The organism is Cognataquiflexum rubidum, assembly GCF_022538115.1.
In the GTDB taxonomy this organism is placed as follows: Bacteria; Bacteroidota; Bacteroidia; order Cytophagales; family Cyclobacteriaceae; genus Cognataquiflexum; species Cognataquiflexum rubidum.
Window position 1 is genome coordinate 56,406 of record NZ_JAKZAL010000008.1, and the last position, 23,626, is coordinate 80,031.

The following is a 23,626-nucleotide window of genomic DNA, read 5'->3' on the forward strand; positions in this document are numbered from 1 at the left end:
AAGAACAATTTCTGAAGTAGTTTTTCAAATATTCAGGAAAATAGTATTTTCGAACCCGAATCGGGGTGTGGCGCAGTCCGGTAGCGTACACGTCTGGGGGGCGTGTGGTCGCAGGTTCAAATCCTGTCACCCCGACAGCAATAAGTTTCAAAGTCTCAATCTCATCGGTTGAGACTTTTTTTTTCACCCAAACTTCATCGTAAATACTGTCGTTATTCCCGGTGCAGACTCTACTTCAAGGTTTCCCTTATGCAGGTTCATTATTTGCCTTGAAATGGCCAACCCGATTCCGCTTCCGGTTTTCTTGGTGGTAAAAAATGGTACAAATATGCGTTCCAACGCCTCAGGGACAATTCCCTCTCCGTGGTCTATCACTTGGATATAGGGAAAGGACTGACTGTTGATCCCTGATTTTAGAAGGATAGTTCGTGTGGTGGCTTTTTCCATTGCTTCTTTGGCATTTTTGATCAGGTTGATCAGGATCATTTGGATTAGGTCCTGGTCAGCCATCAATTCAAGTTCTTTTGGGTTCAAATCCGTTTGGAGCTGGATTCCGGATTTTGCCAATTCTTCCTTCAGGAGAACACAGATATTTTCAAACAACTGCTGAACTGCAAAACGCTTCAATATTGGTTGGGGAATATTGGTATAATCCCGGTAAGCATTTACAAAATCTACAAGACCGGTACTGCGCTTGGAGATGGTTTCCAAACCCTCACAGAGATCGACATAGGAGTCTTTTTCGAGGACCAATTCGCCGGTATCTTCCTCATGGATGTCTTCCTCCAAGATGGTTCCTAACGAATTTGCCAAACTTGCTATTGGGGTCATGGAGTTCATGATCTCATGACGGAGAACTTTCGTCAGATTTTGCCAGGCCTGCAGTTCGTTTTTTTGCAATTCTGAACGGATATTCTGAAAAGAAAGAAGGGTCCAACTGTTTCCCTCCATTTTGAAGGAAGCGGATTGCACGTTGAGATGGATCTCGTTATTTATTTTGATGGAAAATGAACCACCCGGTTTGAGAGAAAGAACACTTTTCAATAAATCTACAGATAGTTTCCCCAAGTCATTGATGTCTTTGAACTGAGGGATCTGAAGCAATTGTTTTGCTTCTCCGTTGATCACTCCGATGCGACCTTGGCTATCAAAAGACAAAATCCCTGTATTGATATGTTGGATCATGATCTGGAGAAAGAGCATCTGCTCCTCTTTTTCAGCTCTTGTCTTTTTAAAAGCTTCGATTACCTCATTGAAAGACATATTCATTTCTCTGAAGGAATTTCCAAGTTTACTGTCTTTGGTAAATGAAGATGAAAAATCTGAATACCTTATGGACTCCAAAAATCTGGTAATTTTCTTATTTGTAGTATTTCCAAATGAAATCAGGTTGAGGGCCAAAAACAAAACAATCACTGCAAATAGGATTGCCTGGACCATAGACTGGTCTTTGAAAAAAAAGAAAAGGCTCAGATAGGCAAAACCTACTATGAGCAAAACCCTGACCAAAATGCCAATGGCAAATGATTTAAAGCCCATATCTTTCCAGTCTTCTGTACAGTGATGACCTGGTCAGCCCCAACTCCTCTGCCGCTCTGGTAATGTGGCCATTGTGTTTTTGGAGGGCTTTTCTGATCAGGATTTTTTCAACATCCTCAATGTTCAAATGATCAAGACTTACCAATTCCTCTTGTTTCTCTGGAGAAAGCTGTTTTTGCATAAATAAATCCTCAGGCTGCAGAACCCCGTGGGATGTCATAATCACCGCCCGCTCGATGCTGTGTTGAAGCTCCCGGATATTTCCGGGCCAATGGTATTTTTGCATGCGTTTGATCAGGGCTTCACCGGCTTTGCGGATTTCTTTGTTGTATTTTTTGGAATAAACTTCGATGAAATGGTTGGCCAAATGTGGAATGTCTTCCAATCTCTCACGCAATGGCGGCAAGGTAATTTCGATGGTATTGATCCTATAGAGTAGATCCTGTCGGAAGGTATTTTCATACACCATGCTGTGGATCGGCATATTGGTAGCGGATATTAGCCTGATATTGACAGGCGTTGCTTTATTGGCACCTACCCTTGTCACTTCTCTGTTTTGCAATGCCGCCAAAAGCTTGGATTGGAGTGGGAGGGGAAGGTTTCCGATTTCATCCAAAAACAAAGTCCCTTTGTTGGCCTGCTCAAATCTGCCGGCCCTGTCTTCTTTGGCGTCGGTAAAGGAGCCTCTTTTGTGCCCGAAAAGCTCACTTTCAAATAATGTGGAAGTGATCGATCCCAAGTCCACACCTACAAATGCTTCCCTGTATCTTTTGGAATGCCGGTGAATGGCACGGGCAATCAATTCCTTTCCTGTTCCGTTTTCTCCCAAAATCAACACATTCGCGTCTGTACCGGCAACCCTTTCGATGGTTTCAAATACCTTCACCATTGAAGCACTTTGACCGATGATATCTTTGAATTTGCTGTCAATATCCTGATATAGCTGTTGTTGTTGGTTTTTGAGCTGGGAAATCTCCAATTTGGATTGACGCAGTTGAAGGGCTGAATTCAAAGTCGCCAACAGTTTTTCATTCTCCCAAGGTTTCAATACAAAGTCAGTAGCTCCTTCCTTGATGGCTTTGACCGCTGTATTGACATCTCCATATGCAGTAATCAATACCACCACCGCAGAAGAATCCAACTCCAAAATCCTGTCCAACCAATAGAAACCTTCCTGTCCACTGCTCACATCTTTTGTAAAATTCATGTCCAACAGGATCACGTCATATTGCTCATTGATGATAAGGACAGGAAGAAGGCCTGGATTTGTTTCTGTATCTACTTGTCCAAAATGCCTTTTCAAAAATATTTTGGCGGCTTTCAAAAGGTCCTCGTTGTCATCTACTATGAGGATTTTTCCTGGTTTGTTTTCTTTCATATTTTAAGACGTGAGATTTGAGACGTGAGATTTGAGATTTGAGACATGAGACTTTGGATTTGAGAAAGATGGTAGTAAGATTTTTCAACCAATTCGCCATCTTACGGAGGGGATTTAGAATACTGAAATTCCAACTCTTGATACAGAATCTCAACAGTATGCAACTTTTTAATCCTCCAAACTTTTCAACCTTCCAACATTAATTTTCCAACTTTCCAATTTTTCAATCTTCCAATTCTCCTAGTATCTTCCAAAACTTGTACCGAAATGATACAAACGGACAAAGTGATTTCAAAATCGGTCAATGGATGGAATTTAAGCAGTTTTTATCAAAAGAAGTAAGGGTAATTTTTTAATAATTCTACTCTAGTCATTTCATTTTTTGGTCGCTTGCGGACGTTTTTGTTCGATAAACCTCCCGGTCAAAAACGGATATGCCCTTTTTGAATGTTTTTGAGGGGTTTTGTTGATGGCATGTTAATTGGCAAACACATACCAAAAGAATAACAGAAAATTTACAATGGATAGGAAGATTGAGAAAAAGACCTGGACGCCTAAGTTTATCGGAATAATTGCTGGAGGAGCTTTATTAGTGGGATTTGTTCTGTACCAATTAATATTCGCTGATTCCAGGTCTTCAATGAATGTCAATAAGGATAGAATCACTATTGCCACGGTTATTGAAGGGGAATATACAGATTACATTCCTGTCAGTGGCACTATTGAACCGGGAGAAGTGTTTTTTCTTGATGCCATCGAAAGGGGAAATATCCAACAGATTGTAAGGGAATCAGGCGCCTTGGTGGATGTAGGCGATACTATTCTCATACTGACCAACTCCAATCTGCAATTGGATGTCATGCAGCGTGAAACTGACCTTTATTTTCAGATCAACAATCTCCGACAGACGAGATTGCTTCTTGACCAAAACGACCTCAGCCAACAGGGTCAGTTGGCAGAAATTGATTATCAGATCAACCTCCTCAAACCACAATATGAAAGGTTCAAGGAATTGCATAGTAAAAAATTGATTTCCGATAGGGAATTGGAGGAGGTAAAAGAGCAGTATGAATACAATGTAAAAAGGAAAAGATTGACATATGAATCCTACAGGAACGATTCAGTTGCCAGATCTATCCAAAAAAGACAATTGAGGGATTCCGAATCAAGAATGATGCAGTCACTCGATGGAGTAGGCCATATTTTGGATAACCTAGTCGTCAGAGCTCCTATCAAAGGGCAGCTTACCACACAACAGATCGAAGTCGGGCAATCCATCAATGCGGGTGAGCGGTATGGACAGATCGATATCTTGGACAAATTCAAGGTAAAAGTCCAAATAGATGAATTGTACCTGCCAAGAATCAGCACCGGACTGAAGGGAACATTTACATTTTCGGGAAGCAGTTATGAAATCGAAATCGATAAAATTTATCCCAATGTAACTGGAGGAAGATTTGAAGTGGATATGGTATTTACCGGTGAAGCGCCAACAGGAATCCGAAGGGGACAGACCGTCAGGATTGGATTAGAACTGGGCGAAAGCAAGCAGGCCATCCTTCTGCCAACCGGTGGATTCTATAAGGATACAGGAGGAAATTGGGTCTTTGTAGTGGACGAAGCTACTGGCCGGGCAGAGAAAAGAAACATCCGACTCAACCGCAAAAATCCTGAGCACTATGAAGTCATTGAAGGCCTCCAACCCGGCGACCGCGTCATCGTCAGTGGGTATGAGAATTTTGGAAAGAATGAGGTGTTGAATTTGAAGTAGGGGGAATTGGGCTTAACTGTCCGATGACCGATGACCGATGTTGGTTTGTCCAAATGGAAGGAGAATAGGCAAGAAGTATTGAATACTGATTGGTAAATAACATAAACGTTTAAGTTAAGTGTGCTAATATTAAGAACATGGGAATAATAGTAAATTGAAATCTTTACTCATATCCTTAAATCTAATTATTCTGGCACCTATGAAATTCAAATTTGAAAAGTTAATCATTTGGCAAAACGCCATGGATTTTGGAGAAGAAATTTTCAAAATCAGTTTAGGTTTTCCAAAGGAAGAAATCTTTAATCTTTCTTCACAAATCAAAAGAGCTTCCGATTCAATCGCTCTTAATATCGCTGAAGGATCAATTGGACAATCAAATCCTGAGTTTAAAAAATTCTTGGGATATTCAATCAGATCACTTGCTGAGGTAGTAACATGTTTGGAAAAAGCAAAAAGAAGAAAGTACATCAATGAACAAGATTTTCAAGAATTATATGACAAGGCATTCTATTTAATGAATATGTTAAACTCATTTAAATCAAAAATTCTATAGAGAATAGAAAGCTTTAATGTCAAAATTGATGCAAATCATCGGTCATCGGTCATCGGTCAAAATTTAAATAAGAAACTATCTAACAAATAAGAACACACCCTACCCCCCATGCAAAACATCATCAAAACCGTCAACCTCAGAAAACTCTACACCACAGAGGAAGTAGAAACCACCGCACTGGATGATATCCAGATCGAAATCAAGAAAGGCGAATTCGTCGCCATTATGGGTCCATCCGGATGTGGCAAATCTACTTTGCTTAACATCATCGGACTTCTGGACAACCCGGATTCAGGCCAATACTATTTCATCGAAAATGAAGTGGCCAAATTCTCTGAACGTCAGCGTTCCCAACTGAGAAAAGGAAATATCGGCTTCGTGTTCCAGAGCTTCAACCTCATCGATGAACTGACTGTATTCGAAAATGTAGAGCTTCCGCTTCTATACCTCAAAACCCCTTCTGACGAAAGAAAGCGAAGGGTGGAAGAAGTCCTCGGCCGGATGAACATCATGCACCGAAAAGACCATTTTCCGCAACAGCTTTCCGGCGGTCAGCAGCAAAGGGTAGCCATAGCCCGGGCAATTGTAGCCAAACCTTCTGTAATCCTTGCCGATGAACCAACAGGAAACCTGGATTCTGCCAACGGCGAAGAAGTAATGCGTCTTTTGGAAGAATTGAATAATGAAGGTACTACCATCGTGATGGTGACACACTCCCCACACGATGCGAACTATGCCCACCGTATTATCAACCTATTTGATGGGAAAGTTGTGACTGAAAATATTCGGGAGCAGTTCCATATTTGAAAAACTTGACGGATGTCTGATGACGGGTGACCGATGTTGGCATCCGTCATCGGTCATCGGTCTTTTTACAACTTAATTTTTTATTTAATTAACCATCCTCCAACCACTATGCTCACTAACTATCTCAAAATCGCATTAAGGAGCTTCAAAAAGCACAGATTGACATTTTTAATAAATCTGTTTGGGCTTACTTTGGGCTTGACCACGGTGATTTTGATCATGATGTGGGTCAAAGATGAAGTGAGTATCAACAGGTACCATGCGCTTGGAGATAGAATTTACACTGTGTTTACCAACCACGACAATTCCACAGGTGTAAATACTATTGAAATCACTCCTGCAGAAATGGCCGAAGCCATGGAAGCTGAACTTTCTCAAGTGGAAATGGCGGCGGCGATTTCACCCTATATCACAGGAGTTTCTTTTGACGATGGAAAAGATGTGCAGGTCGCAGATGGGTTTTTTGTCGATCAGGAATACTTGGAAATGTTCAGTATCGATTTTTTGGAAGGAGATAAATCGAAGGCTCTTTCAGACGTTAATTCGGTGGTTTTGTCAGAATCAACAGCTATCAGAATTTTCGGATTGTCAAAAAATGCCATCGGAAAAAGTTTAAAATGGTCCGTGTTTGAGTTCGGGAACGACGTCATAGTAAGAGGAGTTTATAGGGATTTTGGTTCGTTGGATATCGACAAACCTGAATTCTTGTTGTCTTTTCCTTACTTCAAAAAAATGCTTGGAGATGGAGCTCATTGGGACAATTTCAATGCAGGAACCTTTTTGTTACTGAGGGAAGGAACGGATATTGATTCCTTTAATGCCCAAATTGCCAATTTCTTAAAGGATAGGAATACAGAAAGCAATGTGACTCCTTTTGTCCAGGCTTTTGAAGACAATTACCTCTATGGGTCATTTGAAGATGGAAAAGTAGTAGGAGGAAGGATCAATTATGTCTGGATTTTTTCGGCAATTGCATTTTTCATTCTCTTGATTGCCTGTATCAATTTTATGAATCTGACTACTGCCTGGTCCATGAATAGAATCAAAGAAATAGGAGTCAAAAAGTCGATGGGTGCCAGCCGTGGCGGTTTGTTCAGCCAATTTATGGTCGAATCGATGCTGCTTACCTTCTTTGCTATGGTTCTTGCCTTGGTTTTGGCTGCGGTGTTACAGCCGTTTTTCAATCAGGTTACTCTCAAAGAACTGAGCCTCGATTTGTCGATTTCTGAAATTCTGATGTTGGTATTGATCTGGGCTTTTACAGGATTGTTGGCAGGGATATATCCTTCTGTGTATTTATCAAAGTTCAGACCTATCCAAATCCTCAAAAGTAACCTCAAAGGGAGTTTTGGGGAGCTTTTGGCAAGAAAAGGACTGGTTGTCTTCCAGTTTTCAATTTCGCTGCTTTTGATTATCGGGATATCGGTGATAGGACGTCAAATGGCTTATATCCAAAACCAAAATCTTGGCTACAACCAATCCCACCTGCTTCAGATTAATTCCTCCTCCCTTTCAGATACACAACTTGAATCGTTTTTGAATCAGGTTAAAGGAGTTCCCGGGGTCGAAAATGCCTCAAGCTTATCCCATCCCCTCGTAGGATTGATGAGCTCTACTATTGGGCTGAGTTGGGAAGGCAAAGACCCCAAGGAGCAGGTCAAATTTGAAAACATTACGGTCAACATGGATTTGATCGAGACCATGGATTTTGAAATCTTGGAAGGAAGGCCTTTCTCGAGGGATTTTGGCGATGAAAGTTCCAAGATCATCCTCAATGAAGAAGCGGTGAAGGTAATCGGCCTGGACGAACCCGTCGGTGCCACGGTCAATCTTTGGGGGAATGACATGGAAGTAATTGGAGTTTTGGAAGATTTTCATTTTGAATCCCTGAAAGAAAAGGTGAAACCTGCCTTTCTTAAATATGACAAAGCCTTTGCCCAAAAAATCATCATCAGAATCAATCCCGAAAATCAACTGGAAACCATTGCCTCAGTTTCAGGATTGTTTGAAAATCTGAATGCCCAAAAGATGGATTACAGCTTTATGGATGAAGATTTTCAGTCCTTATACCTTCAGGAGCAGCGGATTTCCAAACTAGCCAGGTATTTTGGATTTGTTGCTATTTTTCTTTCTTGTTTGGGATTGTTTGGTCTAGCAGCTTTTACGGTAGAAAACCGCAAAAAAGAAATAGGGGTACGGAAAGTGTTAGGCGCATCCATCAGTCAAATTCTAGGTATGATTGTCAAGGATTTCATGCTTTTGGTGGTGGTAGCCATATTGATTATGGTTCCTTTGGGTTGGTACCTTTCCAATGCCTGGCTTGCGGGATATGCTTACAAAACCAACCTGAGTTGGTGGATTTTTGGCGCATCGGCAATCGGACTCTTGGTCATTGCTATGGTTACGGTCAGTTTTCAGGCTTTCAAAGCAGCAGCTGCAAATCCGGTAAATTCTCTGTCATCCGAATGATATTCCTATGATAAGGAACCACTTTAAAATCGCTTGGAGGGTCCTGAATAAGAACAGGATGTATTCCATCTTGAATATTTCGGGATTGACAATCGGCATCTCAGGTTTTTTGATGATACTTTTTTATATCGTAGATGAGAAAAGCTATGACCGATTTTATTCGAATTCTGAAAATATCTACCGGATCACATCCCATTGGGGAACGAATGAGGGTTCTCAATATGCCACTGCACCTCCGCCATTAGGCCAAAGTTTAAAAGATATTTCTGAAGTAGAAGCATTCACGAGGCTATTGAAATGGAATGATTTCACAGTTCAGCCAGAAACGGGTCCCAATGCTGATCAGATTTTTAGAGAAGCTTCGGTGTTTTATGCTGAGCCAAATTTCTTTGAAGTTTTTGACTTTGAAATCCTGGCAGGAAATCCCAACGCTCTTGAAGGAGGGAAAAGTGTGATCATTACCGAAACCACAGCAAAAAGATATTTTGGAGAAATTCCGACAGATGAAGTTGTTGGAAAAAATTTACTGATAGGAAGTGGTTCCACTGACTTGATGATGGTCAGCGCTGTGATCAAAGATATTCCTTCCCAATCCCATTTTCATTTTGATATGTTGGTGCATAACATTGACATGCATCGAGAGATTTTTCTGATGGACAACTGGATGTGGTCTATTCTTCATACTTATGTCAAAATCAAAAAAGAAGATGTACCTACAGCTGAAGGAAAACTGAAGCAAGTGGTGACAGATCAAATAGTCCCGAGACTATCAGGTGAACAATCTTCAATTGATTTCTTCTTTGGCCTCCAGCCTGTCAAAGATATCCACCTCAATTCTCATTTACTTAGAGAACATGAAGCCAATAGCTACCAAAGCTATGTAAACATTTTTTCTGCTGTTGCTGTCATAGTCTTGCTTTTGGCAAGTATCAACTTTATGAATCTGTCTACTGCCAAAGGTGCCAAAAGATCCATGGAAGTGGGAGTGAGAAAAGTGATGGGATCAAAAAAATACCAGTTGGTGGGTCAATTTTTGACTGAAGCGTTTTTCCTTGTGGTGATCAGTACGGCCTTGTCTTTGATTTTGGTCGAGTTATTAAATGGAACATTCAACCAGATTAGCGGCAAGCAGATCCAGTTTAATATTTTTCAATTGTCATGGATTTGGGCAGTTGTTCCGATCCTTATCCTTTTGCTGACAATGATGGCCGGTTTTTACCCGGCATTTTACCTTTCCTCTTTCAAGCCGCTCAAGGTAATCAAGGGTGTTCAGACGCAGGGCAAAAATACTGTCGGGTTGAGGAGTGGCCTTGTGGTTTTCCAGTTCAGTATATCCCTGATTTTGATAATCTGTGCCTTGGTGGTACAGCGGCAGCTGCATTTTATCCAAAATTCCAATGTGGGATTTGACAAAGAGCAGCTGCTCATCATCCACAATGACGGCGAAATTAAAAATGAGGAAAGGGAAGATTTCAAAAGGAGGTTTGCTTCAAGTTCATCGATCCAGTCACTGAGTTTTTCGACCAGTATTCCGCTACCCGGAAATTTCCAAATGAGAAATTTCAACCTTCCCGAAGTCATTTCTGACAATGGCATGAATTGGTATGAGGCGGATCATGAATTCGTTTCTACGCTGAAGCTGGAAATCAAGGAAGGGAGAAACTTCACTGATATTTCTGGAGCTGATAAACATAAAATTTTGATCAATGAGCGTGCGGCTAAGGAATTGGGAATCAGTGGAAAAGCAATTGGACAAAAGATCATCAAAAACCGTGGAGATGAAGATGAAGCGGAATTGGAAGTGGTCGGAATTTTGAAGGATTTTAATTTTGAATCACTCCGACAAGAGATCAAGCCATTGGTGATCGAATATATGGATGATTATTTTTTGCGGGATTTTATCTCTGTCCGCTTAAATCCCGGGGATTTCGAAGCGGCGATTGCAGAACTGCAGACAACTTGGAAGCAGTTTGAACCGCGAGTTCCAATGAATTATTCTTTCCTAGATGCGGACTTTCAGGCGATTTATCAATCAGAAATGCAGATGGGCAAGCTGATGAATGCACTGACAATCATGTCCATTTTCATTGCATTCTTGGGATTGTTTGGGTTGACTGCTTATTCAGTGCAGCAGCGCGCAAAGGAAATCGGGATCAGGAAAGTCTTTGGGGCAGGTGAATCTGAAATATTTCTGCTTTTGTCTTCAAACTACGTCAAGCTCATCAGTATTTCATGTCTCATCGCAGTGCCTTCAGCCTATTTCCTGGTATCCGGCTGGTTGGATGATTTTGCCTATAAGATTTCTTTCGAACTTTGGGTTTTTGCAATTGCCAATTTGGGATGTTTTGTTTTGGCAATTGTGACTGTGGCTTTACAATCTTATAAAAGCATTGGGACCAATCCCATTAGAATATTGAAAAGTGAATAAGGAGAACTCCTAATGTTCAATATCTAAAATGAAAGCTAATCCTAGAAACTACAGCCATATTGCCTTTTTAGAAAAATGAAAACCGAGGTCGATGGATATCAGTTTTTTTTATCGGTAACAAAAATGGAAGTGAAATTTCAGTCTTTTTTTCGGTCTCTCGACGATCAGGTTTTACTCAAAGATTTTGAAATACCCATTTTTAAAATTTCGTCCGCCCATGGACAAAATTGTTCGGCATTCAGAGTTCTTTTTAGCCAAACAGCCCTTATTCATTGAATTTTAGAGGTTTTGGATTGGCATATCAATAGTTAGGGTATATATGTTTCGCGATATACATTGAAATATACTTTGTGAAATATAGTAGATATATGCTTCGCGAAATACGGTTGAAATATGCTTTGTGAAATATGTAGATATATGCTTCGCGATATACATTGAAATATGCTTCGCGACATAAATAGATATAATGCCTACGGCGAAATAATTTCCAACAACCATGGCTATTTTGGGAATTAATATCCATCAATATCAAATATCCATCAATATACATTTCAAGAATATTTCCATTTATTTCTCTGTGTTTCTACCATATTTCCATTAACCAATTTCCAATAAACCATTAACCAAAAAGATATGACCCACATCGCTATACCCATTCCCACAGGTTCTGGAAAGCAGGACATCATCATTGAGGTGACTATCAACAACCAAAAGCAATCCCTTCATTACAAAGTTGAATTGTTTTATTGGGAAGATTGTCAGAATCCGCGTGGTCATCGTGCGGATTGCATTTCAGAAATGCTCTCCAAGCACGATCCGAATTGGATGCTGTATTACATCGGAGCTCCCACTGAACAGTTTGTCCCGATAACATTTGTGGAAAAGAGGCATTCAAGGTTGAAATAGAAGACAATTGAAATATGCTTCGCGAAATAGGGTTGATATATGCTGCGCGATATAAATGGTTATAATCCTTCGGCGATATAATTTCTACAATCACGGTTATTTTAGAATATAATATCCATCAATATCCAATATCTATGAATATCTCACTGATAGCAATGAAACAAAATATTTCCATTTATTTCTATGTATTTCTACCATATATCATTGAACAATAACCAAATAACCAATAACCATATTTCCACTAACCACAAACCAATCAATCATGATTAAAAACTACTTTATAACCGCCTGGAGAAATATCAAAAGGCAAAAATCTTTTTCTGCCATCAACATTTTTGGTTTGGCGATAGGTTTGGCTTGTTGTCTGATTTTATTGGCATTTGTGAGGCAGGAATTGAGTTATGATCATTTTCACACCAATTCTGACAGGATATTCAGAGTCGCCCAAAAGGTGGAAGGAAACCAAAATTGGGCATGGACCGGTGGCGCAGTTGCCCCAATGATGGTAAAAGAATTTGACCAGGTTGAAAGTGCAGTCAGGATCCACCGTACCAGTACCTACCTCAGACCTGCCGATGGGCCAAATCAGGGAGAGAGTTTTAGGGAAGAAAAATTCACTTTTGCGGATGAAGGTTTTTTTGAGGTTTTTGATTTCCCTTTGCAAAATGGGACTACAACCGGCGTTTTGGATGATCCGTTTCAGATTTTGTTGACTGAATCCATGGCCAAAAAATACTTTGGTAAGGAGGATCCGATTGGAAAAAGTTTGATCTCGACAGGTGATTTTGAATTTGTGGTGAAAGGGGTTTTGAAAGATTTGCCCTCAAATACACACCTGGACTTTGATTTTATCACTTCTCTTAATTCTTTCAAAGCCACAGAAAGCTATCCGCTGACTGCTGAATTCGGGAGTTTCTGGTGGCCATTTTGCTATACTTATGTCAAGTTGAAAGACCCTTCCGATGTCCATTTTGTCAACAGCGGCACCATGGAAGCTTCCAAAAAAGCAAGATCAGAGGAGGAAGCCAAAAAGTACATTTCATTTTTACAACCTATCACGGACATCCATTTGGACAATTCCTATCAAAGTGAACTGAGTCCAAGTACACCCAAGTCAACTGTTTATATTTTCTTAAGCATCGGAATTTTTATATTGATTTTGGCGTGCATCAACTTTATCAATCTCTCTACTGCCCGGGCCATCAAACGGATGAAGGAAATCGGAATACGGAAAGTGACAGGTGCCAAAAAATCACAATTGGTCCTGCAGTTCTTTACGGAATCATTTCTTGTCAATGTGTTCGCAATGGTTTTGGCACTGGTTCTGGTTGAGATATTGTTGCCGGTGTTCTCCGGATTGCTCCAGCAGGAGATTCCTTTCAACCTTTTAGAAGATCGTCAAGTTTGGATGTTTCTTTTGATCACTTTGGCGGTTTCGACCTTTTTGTCGGGATTTTTTCCGGCATTGTACCTTTCAGGATTGAAGCCAAATCTGATTTTGAAGGGAACTACTTTTCAGTCCAATAAGAGTGCCTTGAGACAAAGCTTGGTCGTGCTGCAGTTTGTGATGTCAGGAATCTTGGTGTTTTGCGCCACAGTGGCCTATTTTCAACAATCTTATATGCGCAAAGCTGATTTGGGTTTTGATAGGGAAAACATCATTTCAATATCAATGGGGGAAGTATCACGATCAAATAGGGAAAGTCTCACCAACGCTTACAAGCAGTTTTCATTTGTCGAAAATGTCCTTGGATCAAGCGCCCGGCCGGGAGTAGATGCAGGTTGGGGTCCCCAAATTTCCTATGAAGGTCAAAATCCGAATGGCCAGAATTGGATCAACCAACAGTATATAGACTTCAATTATTTTGAGACCATAGGTGTGGAGATGGTTGCGGGAAGGGAATTTTCTCCTGAATTCAACGACAAAGGGGATGCTTTCAAAATGAGGGAAATTTTTCCTGCGATCCGAAATGGTGGTTTTATCATCAATGAATCACTTGCCAAGACGATGGGCCTTTCTCCTGAACAAAGTCTGGGAAAACCGATAGAAGTATTTACAGAAGAAAACGGAGAACGTTTTATGGATTTTCGTGGAAATGTGGTCGGTGTGGTCAAAGATTATCAAACCTCTGACTTGCGGTTTGCGATACAGCCAACCATTTACGCGCCTGTTCAAAACGGGATTTCTGATAACAGTTCGCATCTTTTGGTCAAAATCAACAGCGAGGATATCCCACAAGCCACAGCAGCCTTGTCTTCCAAATGGAAAGAAATCAATCCTTCAATTCCCTTTGAGTATTCGCTTTTGGAAGATAGTCTTGTCAGGCAATACGACAGGGAAAAAAGGCTGAGCAACTTGTTGGGACTTTTCGCATTGTTGACGTTGTTGATTTCAAGTTTGGGTTTGCTTGGCTTGTCCATCTTTATGGCGGAGGGAAGACGAAAGGAAATCGGAATCCGAAAAGTAATGGGTGCGAGTCCTCTTTCCATTGTCCACCAATTGACCAAAGATTTCCTAAAGCCGGTCATTGTCGCCATTGTTTTGGCTTTACCGATTGGGTATTATATCATGGGTACTTGGCTGGAACAGTTTGCAAATAAGGTACAGATGCAGATTGGGTTTTTTGTACTCACGGCTGCTGTTGCAATCCTGATTGCTTGGCTGACTATCGCTATCCAATCATGGAGAGCAGCTTCAGATAACCCGGCGGATTCACTTAAGGCGGAGTAGTAAAATGATATATACTTCGGGAAATATGGTTGATATATGCTTCGCGAAATATTGAAAACGATATATGCTTCGCGATATAAATGGATATAATGCCTGCGGCGATATTGGAAATGAAATATGCTGCGCGATATAAAGTAGATATATGCTTCGCGATGTAATTTGAAATATGCTGCGCGATATAAAATTGAAATATGCTTCGCGAAATAAAGTTGATATATGCTGCGCGATATAGATGGATATAATGCCTTCGGCGATATAATTTTCCACCATCACGGCTATTTCGGAAATTAATATCCATCAATATCCAATATCCATTAATATCTATTTTAAGAATATTTCAATTTCAGATCTACCATATATCATTTCAATTTCACCTATTCCTATTCCAATAAATCTTTAAATTATTGGTGGACCTACCGGATGCGATAATCTCGGGCTTGCCATCACCGTCAAGGTCTGCGACTTGTAGGTCTTCGGTTGCCATACCGTTTTTATCGATCCAATGGACAGCGAATTTTTCAAAGGAACCGGATTGCGGAATATAAATCCTGATTCCAAAATCGCCTTCTTTGTTTGGAATCCTCCAACCGCCCACAATCTGATGGCTTCCATTTCCAAGGAAATCGCCCCAACCCAAAGCATGACCTTCCGCCAAAGTGCTGTCCAAAGCTGTTCTAGTATGGTTTTCGGCGATAAAATCATTCATCTCATAAGCGACCACCATGTTTCCATGCATGGGTTCGACTGTTGCCAAGGCTTTTTTTCCATTTGGTAAATGTTGAAACCTGACCTCACCGACTGCGTGGTCTTTGATCAAGCGTTCAACTTGGGAATGGCTTGTCCATTTTCCCTCCTTAAATGAAAAGACTTTGACTCCCTCTCTTCCGCCTACCAAAATGGATTCTCCTGATCCATCTCCCAAGTCTGCAATGTCCATATTGTGAGTCAGGTGCAGAGAAGCGTCAATGGTTTCGGTGGTCCAGGCTTCGTTAGGGTCTTTCGGTGGTTGGTAGGCCATAACCTTCACGCCTGCACCTTGACCCATCCTATTGCCACGGCCATGAAGGGGGAGGACGATAAGTTGGTAATTGTTGTCATTGGTTTTTGCCCAGCGCATCCTGTGTGTTGTCGGTTCATGGTGAAGTTTGACAGCAGTCCATTTTTGGGTAGGATCCTCAGGCCGGATCAGGTAATGGACCGACCCGGATTTCTCAGAATCGGTGGTTTCCGATGGATTCCATTGCGCACCAACTGCGACTTCTACTTTTCCGTCCCCATTGATATCACGTGCGGCAATACAGACATTGTCATATTCAGTCAGGTTTTCGATCATCACAAACCTTTTCCAGTCTCCGTTTCTGTACCAGACAAATTGTTTTTTGTCAGCCAATAAGATATCCGGCTTGCCATCTCCGTCAACATCCCCGATGGCAAGGCCATATCCGATCGCAACCTTATCGTCGATCGTCTGCGCTTCAAATGTCGGTTGCAAACCAACTTGAGGGATTTGGAGAAAAAGAAATATCAGTATCGTCAACATAGGCTGTATTTTGGATATTAGTAAATATAAGAAAATTGGGAGAAGTAGGGAAATGGTCAGGAGGAGGAGGGATTGTTATCCTGCTTCCGTCGCCAATGTTTGTGTCTCCACAAACATTCCATAATCTTTAACCGCAATGCACGCCAAGGTTTCGCAAAGGGTGGCAAAGGATATTGATTTTTTACCTCAAAGGACGCTGAGCGCGCAGAGGAAATGGTCAGTAGGAGGAGGGATTGTTATCCTGCTTCCGTCGCCAATGTTTGTGTCTCCACAAACATTCCACAATCTTTAACCGCAATGCACGCCAAGGTTTCGCAAAGGGGGCAAAGGGTATTGATTTTTTACCTCAGAGGACGCTGAGCACACAGAGGAAATGGTCAGGAGGAGAAAAGACCCCAACTGGGTCCAACCTTAAATAGCCCCGGGATTTTAAACCTTCGGGCTTTGAAAAAAAGTCAAAGAGTAATACCTGCTGAAATACCCAAACCTTAAATCCTTTTCTCTGTTTGTTCTTTATGCTTTGGATTATCTTTATAAAAATATCAGAAAATGCGTGAAATCATCGTTATCGGAGCCGGACTGAGTGGGCTTACTGTTGCATATAACCTTCGGAAAAGAGGGATTTTTTGTAAGGTTATTGAGGCCCAAGACAGGATGGGCGGAAGGATCCAAACTGTATTCGGGAAGGCAGGCACTCCCATGGAAATGGGGGCGACTTGGTTTGGAGATGTCCATGTACATCTTTTGAAACTGCTTCAGGAATTGGAAATCGGCCATTTCAAGCAAAAGGAAGATGGAATAGCCTTGTTTGAGACCATGTCTTTTGAACCTCCTCATCGATATTACATCCCACCTTCTGAGTCTTCCTCTTACCGGGTTCAGGGTGGGACTTCTTCTGTGATCTCCGCTTTGACAAAGTTTGTAAGGGAGGAAAACATCAAGCTCAACACGCACATTCTTGAAATAAGCCGAGAAAATGACCAGCTCAGGTTGCGGGACCAAAACGGCAATGAATACCTTTGTCATCATCTTGTGGTGGCGATGCCCCCGAGAATCTTTGCACACAGCATCAAGGTCCATCCTGAATTGCCCAAGGAAGCATCCGAAATTCTTCAAAATGTGCAGACATGGATGAGTGGCTCGGTAAAATTTGCAGTGGAATATGCCGTTCCCTTTTGGAGGGCAAAGGGATTTTCAGGCAATGTTTACAGCCAATCTGGATTGGCGACCGAAATGTATGACCACACTGATTTTGAGGAGTCAAAATTTGCGCTAAAAGGATTCCTGAACGGCAGCGCATCCCATTTTAGTTTGGAAGAGAGAAAGACAAGAGTAATCCAACAACTTGTACATTACTACGGATCGGAAGCAGCAGAATTCCTCAGCTACACCGATAAAATCTGGGACGACAAATACATCAAGTCTCCCCAAGACGGGTTTTTGCTTCCCCATCAGAACAACGGCCATCCGATTTTCAATGGGTCTTTTATGGGAAGCAAGCTGTTTTTGTGTGGAGCTGAGACTGCCAAAACCTATGGAGGCTATATGGACGGGGCGGTGAGGGCTGCCAACTTGGTAACAGAAAAAATATTCAGCCAAGTCTTATGATTTGGCTGTCGCTCAATGGTCTCAGCCACCGTTCATTTTCATCTTTTCATTGTCAAATCTGTATGTGACACCATTGTCTAATTCTATCTCCAGATCAAAAGTCAACTCTATATTACTTGACGGTGCACTGATAAATTTGAGATAGAGCCGCTCATTCTTGAGAAATCGGTGCCTGTTACTTATAAAATTGGTCAGGTTATATTCTTGTTGGAAATTTTGCGTGAGGACAAATTTCTCATTGATGATGTCTCCTTCCTGCAGTGTTTCATTGGCATTTATGGTGACAGTTTTTTTGTTGATGATCCTGATGGATCTCAGTGTTTCGATTGAAAAAGATTCCGGCGGGCTGCAGGCATACGCCGTATTCAAAAAGAATGAACCCTTTTCTTGTGGTTTTGCTTCTGTCACTGGTTTCAATCCTGACACCCAAAATGCCTTATACAGGGTCTGATGAAAATAAAACCGGTTTGGATCAAAGGCGAAATTCTTGTCCGCCCTGAAAAGTGTTTCAATAGAAAAGGTGGTAATTGAAAAATCTTCTGCTTCAAATACGGGGTTACATCCGCAAGGACCGTCGCACTGTTCGACACAAGAGATCGGAACAAGACCCATAAAAAAGACAATCAGAAAACCGGCTGCAAGTTTTTTATTCATGGTTATATATTCAGGGCTTTTTATAAAAATACCTTATTCAAACCTTGAAACAAGGAAAACCCCAACAAGTTTGCAGTTTGGGGCTTTATTTTGAATTTTTTCAAAAGAGGATTAAGATTTTAATAAGTTACCTCTACCACCTTGCGGTCCTTGTTCATTTTCCAAAACTTTTCGGCGAGAATGGCAGGGGAGTGGGTCTTGCTTTCAGGATTGATCCAGCCTGAAACAGTAAGGGTTCCGACATAGATACCTTTGGCTTTTAGAGAATCACTGAGCATATAAGCAAGGCTTTGAATCCCTGCTTTTCCCAAAGAAATCGAGGCAATACTCGCATTAGGATAATTGGCAGAACCACCACCGGTAAGCAGCACCGAACCCTTGCTTTCCAACAAATCATCCATTAGGGCTTTGACCGCCTCAAGGACATTTCCGACACTGATCCTAAATCCTGTTGTCAAAGAATCGGCAGTTTCCTCCATCAGGGGAGTCATTCTTGCGTCGACGGCGTTGTAGTGAAGGATTCCAAATACAGGGAGCTTGATCTTGAGTTTTTCGATGGCTTCCAGCATTTGCCCGGTGTCTGACAGGTCTGCTTTTTCATAATTGGATACAATTCCCATTTTGTCAAGATGCAGCTGAAAACCCAATAATTTGTCGGCACTACGGCTGATCATTCCCACCTGATAACCTTCTTTTCCAAATTTTTCGGCGATGGCAAGGCTAAGACCTTGACCCATTCCGATAATTAGTATTGATTTTTGCATAGAGATAGATATTTTGTGTATAAAGTTGTTTTTAGATTGTTTGGGAAAAGATTTAAAGTTTCTGATTCATTTCAAAATATTATATTGAAAAATTATTCCCTGACTTAAAAATTAATATCATTCAGTGTGCAAATCCACCAATAAAGCTCGCATCAGTGAGTTTATTGTCCAAAGTATAATTTACCTGTTGGCCTGTAGTCGGCTGCGATCTGTTGACAGATATCGATGATAAACAAAGCTTGGAATGAATATACAGGTATCATTGCGGATAATCATATCAATCAGTATTCAAAAAGATTAAAAAGCACTTTTTGGATCAAATTGATCGCCTCATTTACCCCGATATTTTCCTGTAAAACACCGGCCTAAATTCATTATCAAAAAACAAACGTTGAAAATATCAGATTCCGAAAGATACCAAATTTGTTTTTTGTATTTGTCTTCTAATTTTCCTTTTTGAGTCCTTATATTGAGGTTTTTAAATACTAACCTTAGACCACATGGAATTAATTGAAATCACCGAGAGGCCTGAATTTGCCTCAAAAGAAAAGGTAAACAAAAAAATCACCGGTTTTACTAACCTTATCAACGAATTGAGAAAAAGGCCGCTTTCTGAAAAGGAGGTAGAAACGATCAACAATGAAATCAAAAATATCAATGCCTCCTCCGGTCCTGAAAAAGATTTCATGAAAACTTTGGCCAAATCCCAAGCCAATATATTGAAGGTGATTGAAAAGGAATCCAAGCTTGTAGTGAAAAACCACTACCGGAACCTGTGGTTGGTATTGGGGATGTCAGCATTTGGGATTCCTATCGGAGTTGCTTTTGGCATCTCCATAGGTAATCTGGGTTTATTGGGATTAGGGTTTCCTATAGGAATGGGAATGGGCGTTGCGGTTGGAACCTCTTTGGACAATAAAGCCGCAAAAGAAGGGCGTCAGCTCGATGTGGTTTTTACAGCTTAAGCAGGTAAATACAAAATGATTATCCCAAAATGACTCCATGAAAGCAGCTGTTTATTACGAATATGGTCCTCCTGAACTGATTCATTTAAAGGAAATTCCCAAACCTGTTCCCAAAGATGATGAGGTACTTGTAAGGATTCATGCCACGACAGTGAACAGAACAGATTGTGCCCTACTCCGTGCACATCCTTTTATCATGAGATTTTTCACAGGATTGACCAAGCCAAGCAATCCGATTTTAGGAACAGATTTCGCGGGAGTAGTGGAAGAAGTTGGCCGCTCTGTGACGGCATTCAGAGTCGGGGATCAGGTTTTTGGGCTCAATGATCAGGGAATGGGTTCTCAGGCCGAATATATGGTTTGTGGAAATTTCAAATTCATCAGTCACATGCCAAAAAGCGCAAGTTTCCGACAAGCTGCTGCAAGTGCTGAGGGTGCCCATTATGCCATCAATTTTATCAATAAAGTCAAATTAGAAAAAGATCAGCGGGCTTTTGTCCACGGTGCAAGCGGTGCCATCGGGTCGGCTATGGTGCAATTTTTAAAATACCATGGGCTACATGTCACTGCTACCTGCAGTCACAAAAATATGGGTTTGGTGGCTTCATTAGGTGTGGATCATATCATCGATTATGAAAAAGAAGATTTCAGAGCCATAGGGGAGACATTTGATTATGTATTTGATGCCGTGGGAAAAAGTACTTTTGGAGCATGTAAAATTTTGCTCAAACCGACCGGAACCTACATTTCCTCAGAACTTGGACCAAAAAACCAAAATCCTCTACTCGCCCTTGTTACCCCTTTGACAGGAGGAAAGCAGGTCAAATTTCCTTTTCCTTATGATATCAAAGAAAGCCTTTCATTGATAAAGAAGATGATGGAGGAAGGGAAATTTGAGCCTCTTATCGACAGGGAATATTCATTGGCAGACATAGCAAAAGCCTACGCCTATGTCGAAACAGGTCAGAAAACCGGAAATGTCATCATCAACCTTTTGTTGAAATAGTCGTTTTTTCTTTCACATCACTATTCCCTTTTTAGAAATGAAAGCCATTGTTTACTCCAAGTATGGGTCACCGGATGTCCTTCAACAGATGGAAGTTCCCAAACCAATTCCCAAAGACAATGAAGTCTTGGTAAAAGTCCATGCCACCACACTCAATAGGACAGATTGTGGATTTAGGAAACCGGATTATTTTATTATCCGCCTGTTCAATGGCTTTTTTGAACCTAAAGTAAAAATCCTCGGATCAGAATTTGCCGGAACAGTGGAAACTATCGGTTCAAAGGTCAGCACCTTCAAAGTCGGTGACGAGGTCTTTGGGTTAAGTACAGGCAAATTCGGTGCACATGCCGAGTATATCTGTGTTTCGGAATCAGGTTCTATTGCCATCAAACCCGATAATTTTTCTTTGGAGGAGGCTGCAGCGGTCTGTGATGGATTGATGCTTGCCAATGGATACCTCAAAGAACTCGATTATTCCCAACCTCAAAAAATCCTTATCTATGGTGCCTCAGGGTCAATAGGGACAGCCGGAGTGCAGTATGCGAAATACCTTGGGGCAAAGGTAACCGCTGTCTGTAATACCAAAAACGTGGAGCTTGTCCGGTCTTTGGGAGCGGATGAAGTCATTGACTACACAAAGACAGACTTTACACTTGCCGGCAATGATTTTGATTATGTATTTGATGCTGTAGGAAAAAGCTCATTTTTCAAATGCCGGAAACTCCTCAAGCCCAGGGGAGTATATGTTTCCACTGAATTTGGATACTTAGCCCAAAATCTATTCCTGACCTTGTTGACTCCGATTTTTGGAGGAAAAAGAGTCAAATTCCCAATTGCTACAGACAAAAAGGGAGACATCCTGTTTTTCAAAAAACTCATCGAATCGGGAAAATACCGGGCCGTAATCGACCGACGCTATCCCTTATCTGACATTATTGAGGCCACCAAATACGTCGAAACCGGCGAAAAGACCGGTAACGTGGTGATAAACGTGGGGTGACTAAGGCTTAGCGGGTATTTTGTCCCGTCTCCATACCATTTAAACAGGCTTTTAGCACCTCTTTTTTCTTTATCTTTATTTTGTCACTTACTATTCGTCTATCATGAAAAAGGCCACTTTCATTATTCTTGGGCTTGCTGCGGCATTCTGTTTTGGTTTTTTGGTAAAGCCACCTATGGCTGCTGGCCCTGCTGTTTCTGGTTCCAATACAAAAATGGAAGCCATGAAATTAGGCGTATTTTCAGTCAGTCTGAGTGTGAAAGACCTTCAGGCTTCCAAAGCTTTTTATGAGAATCTTGGGTTTAGGCAGTTTGGAGGGTCAATGGAACAAAACTACCTGATTATGAAAAATGAGAAAACACTGATAGGATTGTTTCAGGGGATGTTTGAAGGCAATATCCTGACCTTCAATCCCGGTTGGGACGAAAATGCAGCTGAACTTGATTCTTTCGAAGATATCAGGTCTATCCAAAAGCAATTGAAATCAAAAAGTATCCCTTTGTTAAGCGAAGCCGATGAATCTTCCTCGGGACCTGCCAGTCTGATGCTCAGGGATCCTGATGGGAATCTGATTTTATTGGACCAACACCGGTGAAAGCCAACTCCGGAGGCTAATCAATACTTTTCATCTTTTTGTAACTATTCCGACCTTCTTCTCCATCAAGCTTCCATGGTCTTGGGATATCCCGAGCGTTCTTTCCGTACTTTTTATGTAGGATTTGGGGGTGATTTTTAGTCTTTTTCACCCATTGCCCCATTATGTCAAAGTCGAAAGGGGAGGTAGTAAAAACCTAATACTGGCAGGTTATGATCGCCGGTTCTTAAAATCTGTAAATTATGACATTTTGAATAAGTATTTTATAATGGTTGAGGAAAATTATCCTGCAAAATTGCATCGTAAATAAAAATATAAATGAAAAAGATTAACATATTATTATTGGCAGCCATGACTTTTGCTTTTTTCTCCATCGGTTCTGTACAAGCTTTAGGAAATAACAAAGGAGAATCAAAGCCAAAAATGCCTGAGTCAGAAATGAAAATTCTTGTTGATAGACTTGAGGAGATCAAGGCTATGGACCGGTCAATGATGGATAAGGCAGAAAAGAAAGAATTGAAGGCTGAAGTGAGGGAAATCAATGAAGAAATAAAAAGAAATGGGGGAGGGGTTTATCTCTCGGTATTCGCACTTCTATTGGTCATTGTCCTTTTGATCCTTTTGCTATGATCTAAGGAATTACGAAACAACTGACCTGCATCGAATTAGGCGATTCAAATATACAATACTCCAATACATACTGGCATTACATCAAATTTTCATTTCACTCCAAAACAATCAAAACAATGGGAAATCTTCTTTACATCATCGCAGTCATATTGGTAATCATATGGGCGGTGGGCTTTCTGGGATACGGCAGTGGTGGCATCATCCACATCTTGTTGGTGATCGCTATCGTGGTAGTTTTGCTTAGGGTAATCCAAGGCGGCAGGGCCATTTGACATCTTCACC

General features: G+C 41.1%; 19 protein-coding genes and 1 tRNA gene. 15 read left to right on the forward strand and 5 right to left on the reverse strand.

The window, feature by feature from the left end; genetic code table 11:
* Positions 1–61 precede the first annotated feature (61 nt).
* Positions 62–135, forward strand: a tRNA-Pro gene (locus MMU05_RS10415).
* Between the two features lie 48 nt (positions 136–183).
* On the opposite strand, the gene MMU05_RS10420 is transcribed toward MMU05_RS10415, so the two are convergent.
* Together MMU05_RS10420 and MMU05_RS10425 are read right to left on the reverse strand one after the other, a co-directional pair.
* Positions 184–1,539: a sensor histidine kinase gene (locus tag MMU05_RS10420; RefSeq protein ID WP_241141624.1), complete on the reverse strand. Its 1,356-nt coding sequence runs from the start codon at positions 1,537–1,539 to the stop codon at positions 184–186.
* Positions 1,529–2,917, reverse strand: coding sequence for a sigma-54-dependent transcriptional regulator (locus MMU05_RS10425; RefSeq protein ID WP_113922366.1), 1,389 nt, complete (start codon positions 2,915–2,917; stop codon positions 1,529–1,531). Before MMU05_RS10425 ends, MMU05_RS10420 begins: the two co-directional genes overlap by 11 nt.
* Positions 2,918–3,437: 520 nt before the next feature.
* Between MMU05_RS10425 and MMU05_RS10430 the strand changes: the two genes are divergently transcribed.
* From MMU05_RS10430 to MMU05_RS10460, 7 genes are all read left to right on the forward strand, one after another.
* Positions 3,438–4,688: an efflux RND transporter periplasmic adaptor subunit gene (locus MMU05_RS10430; RefSeq protein ID WP_241141625.1), complete on the forward strand. Its 1,251-nt coding sequence runs from the start codon at positions 3,438–3,440 to the stop codon at positions 4,686–4,688.
* Between the two features lie 199 nt (positions 4,689–4,887).
* A complete protein-coding gene (locus MMU05_RS10435) occupies positions 4,888–5,241 on the forward strand; it encodes a four helix bundle protein (protein WP_241141626.1) in 354 nt (117 codons plus the stop codon).
* Between the two features lie 108 nt (positions 5,242–5,349).
* On the forward strand, positions 5,350–6,048 hold the full coding sequence (locus MMU05_RS10440; RefSeq protein ID WP_241141627.1) for an ABC transporter ATP-binding protein: 699 nt from the start codon (positions 5,350–5,352) through the stop codon (positions 6,046–6,048).
* Positions 6,049–6,156: 108 nt separating this feature from the next.
* Positions 6,157–8,517, forward strand: a complete 2,361-nt coding sequence (locus MMU05_RS10445; protein ID WP_241141628.1) for an ABC transporter permease — start codon at positions 6,157–6,159, stop codon at positions 8,515–8,517.
* 7 nt (positions 8,518–8,524) lie between these two features.
* Positions 8,525–10,945 (forward strand): ABC transporter permease, encoded by a 2,421-nt coding sequence (locus MMU05_RS10450; RefSeq protein WP_241141629.1) that lies wholly within the window; start codon positions 8,525–8,527, stop codon positions 10,943–10,945.
* 633 nt (positions 10,946–11,578) lie between these two features.
* Entirely contained in the window at positions 11,579–11,851 is a 273-nt protein-coding gene (locus tag MMU05_RS10455; protein ID WP_241141630.1) for a hypothetical protein, read from the forward strand.
* Between the two features lie 262 nt (positions 11,852–12,113).
* Entirely contained in the window at positions 12,114–14,582 is a 2,469-nt protein-coding gene (locus tag MMU05_RS10460) for an ABC transporter permease (protein ID WP_241141631.1), read from the forward strand.
* 370 nt (positions 14,583–14,952) lie between these two features.
* Here the strand turns inward: MMU05_RS10460 and MMU05_RS10465 are convergent, their stop codons facing one another.
* Positions 14,953–16,122, reverse strand: coding sequence for an FG-GAP-like repeat-containing protein (locus MMU05_RS10465; RefSeq protein WP_241141632.1), 1,170 nt, complete (start codon positions 16,120–16,122; stop codon positions 14,953–14,955).
* 549 nt (positions 16,123–16,671) lie between these two features.
* Here MMU05_RS10465 and MMU05_RS10470 point away from each other — a divergent pair.
* Positions 16,672–17,730: a flavin monoamine oxidase family protein gene (locus tag MMU05_RS10470; protein WP_241141633.1), complete on the forward strand. Its 1,059-nt coding sequence runs from the start codon at positions 16,672–16,674 to the stop codon at positions 17,728–17,730.
* A 21-nt stretch (positions 17,731–17,751) separates the two neighbouring features.
* Here the strand turns inward: MMU05_RS10470 and MMU05_RS10475 are convergent, their stop codons facing one another.
* Positions 17,752–18,384, reverse strand: a complete 633-nt coding sequence (locus MMU05_RS10475; RefSeq protein ID WP_241141634.1) for a hypothetical protein — start codon at positions 18,382–18,384, stop codon at positions 17,752–17,754.
* A 119-nt stretch (positions 18,385–18,503) separates the two neighbouring features.
* Positions 18,504–19,148 carry an SDR family NAD(P)-dependent oxidoreductase gene (locus MMU05_RS10480; RefSeq protein WP_241141635.1) on the reverse strand — a complete coding sequence of 215 codons (645 nt, stop codon included), beginning with the start codon at positions 19,146–19,148 and terminating at the stop codon, positions 18,504–18,506.
* A 500-nt stretch (positions 19,149–19,648) separates the two neighbouring features.
* On the opposite strand from MMU05_RS10480, the gene MMU05_RS10485 reads away from it, so the two are divergent.
* From MMU05_RS10485 to MMU05_RS10510, 6 genes are all read left to right on the forward strand, one after another.
* Entirely contained in the window at positions 19,649–20,113 is a 465-nt protein-coding gene (locus MMU05_RS10485) for a hypothetical protein (protein WP_241141636.1), read from the forward strand.
* 37 nt (positions 20,114–20,150) lie between these two features.
* Positions 20,151–21,119, forward strand: coding sequence for an NAD(P)-dependent alcohol dehydrogenase (locus MMU05_RS10490; RefSeq protein ID WP_241141637.1), 969 nt, complete (start codon positions 20,151–20,153; stop codon positions 21,117–21,119).
* Positions 21,120–21,156: 37 nt separating this feature from the next.
* The gene (locus MMU05_RS10495; RefSeq protein ID WP_241141638.1) at positions 21,157–22,119 is read left to right on the forward strand and encodes an NAD(P)-dependent alcohol dehydrogenase; all 963 of its coding nucleotides are present in this window, start codon (positions 21,157–21,159) and stop codon (positions 22,117–22,119) included.
* Between the two features lie 103 nt (positions 22,120–22,222).
* Positions 22,223–22,714, forward strand: a complete 492-nt coding sequence (locus MMU05_RS10500; protein ID WP_336246907.1) for a VOC family protein — start codon at positions 22,223–22,225, stop codon at positions 22,712–22,714.
* 318 nt (positions 22,715–23,032) lie between these two features.
* Positions 23,033–23,344, forward strand: a complete 312-nt coding sequence (locus MMU05_RS10505; protein ID WP_241141639.1) for a hypothetical protein — start codon at positions 23,033–23,035, stop codon at positions 23,342–23,344.
* 116 nt (positions 23,345–23,460) lie between these two features.
* Positions 23,461–23,616 carry a lmo0937 family membrane protein gene (locus tag MMU05_RS10510; RefSeq protein ID WP_241141640.1) on the forward strand — a complete coding sequence of 52 codons (156 nt, stop codon included), beginning with the start codon at positions 23,461–23,463 and terminating at the stop codon, positions 23,614–23,616.
* Positions 23,617–23,626: the final 10 nt, after the last annotated feature.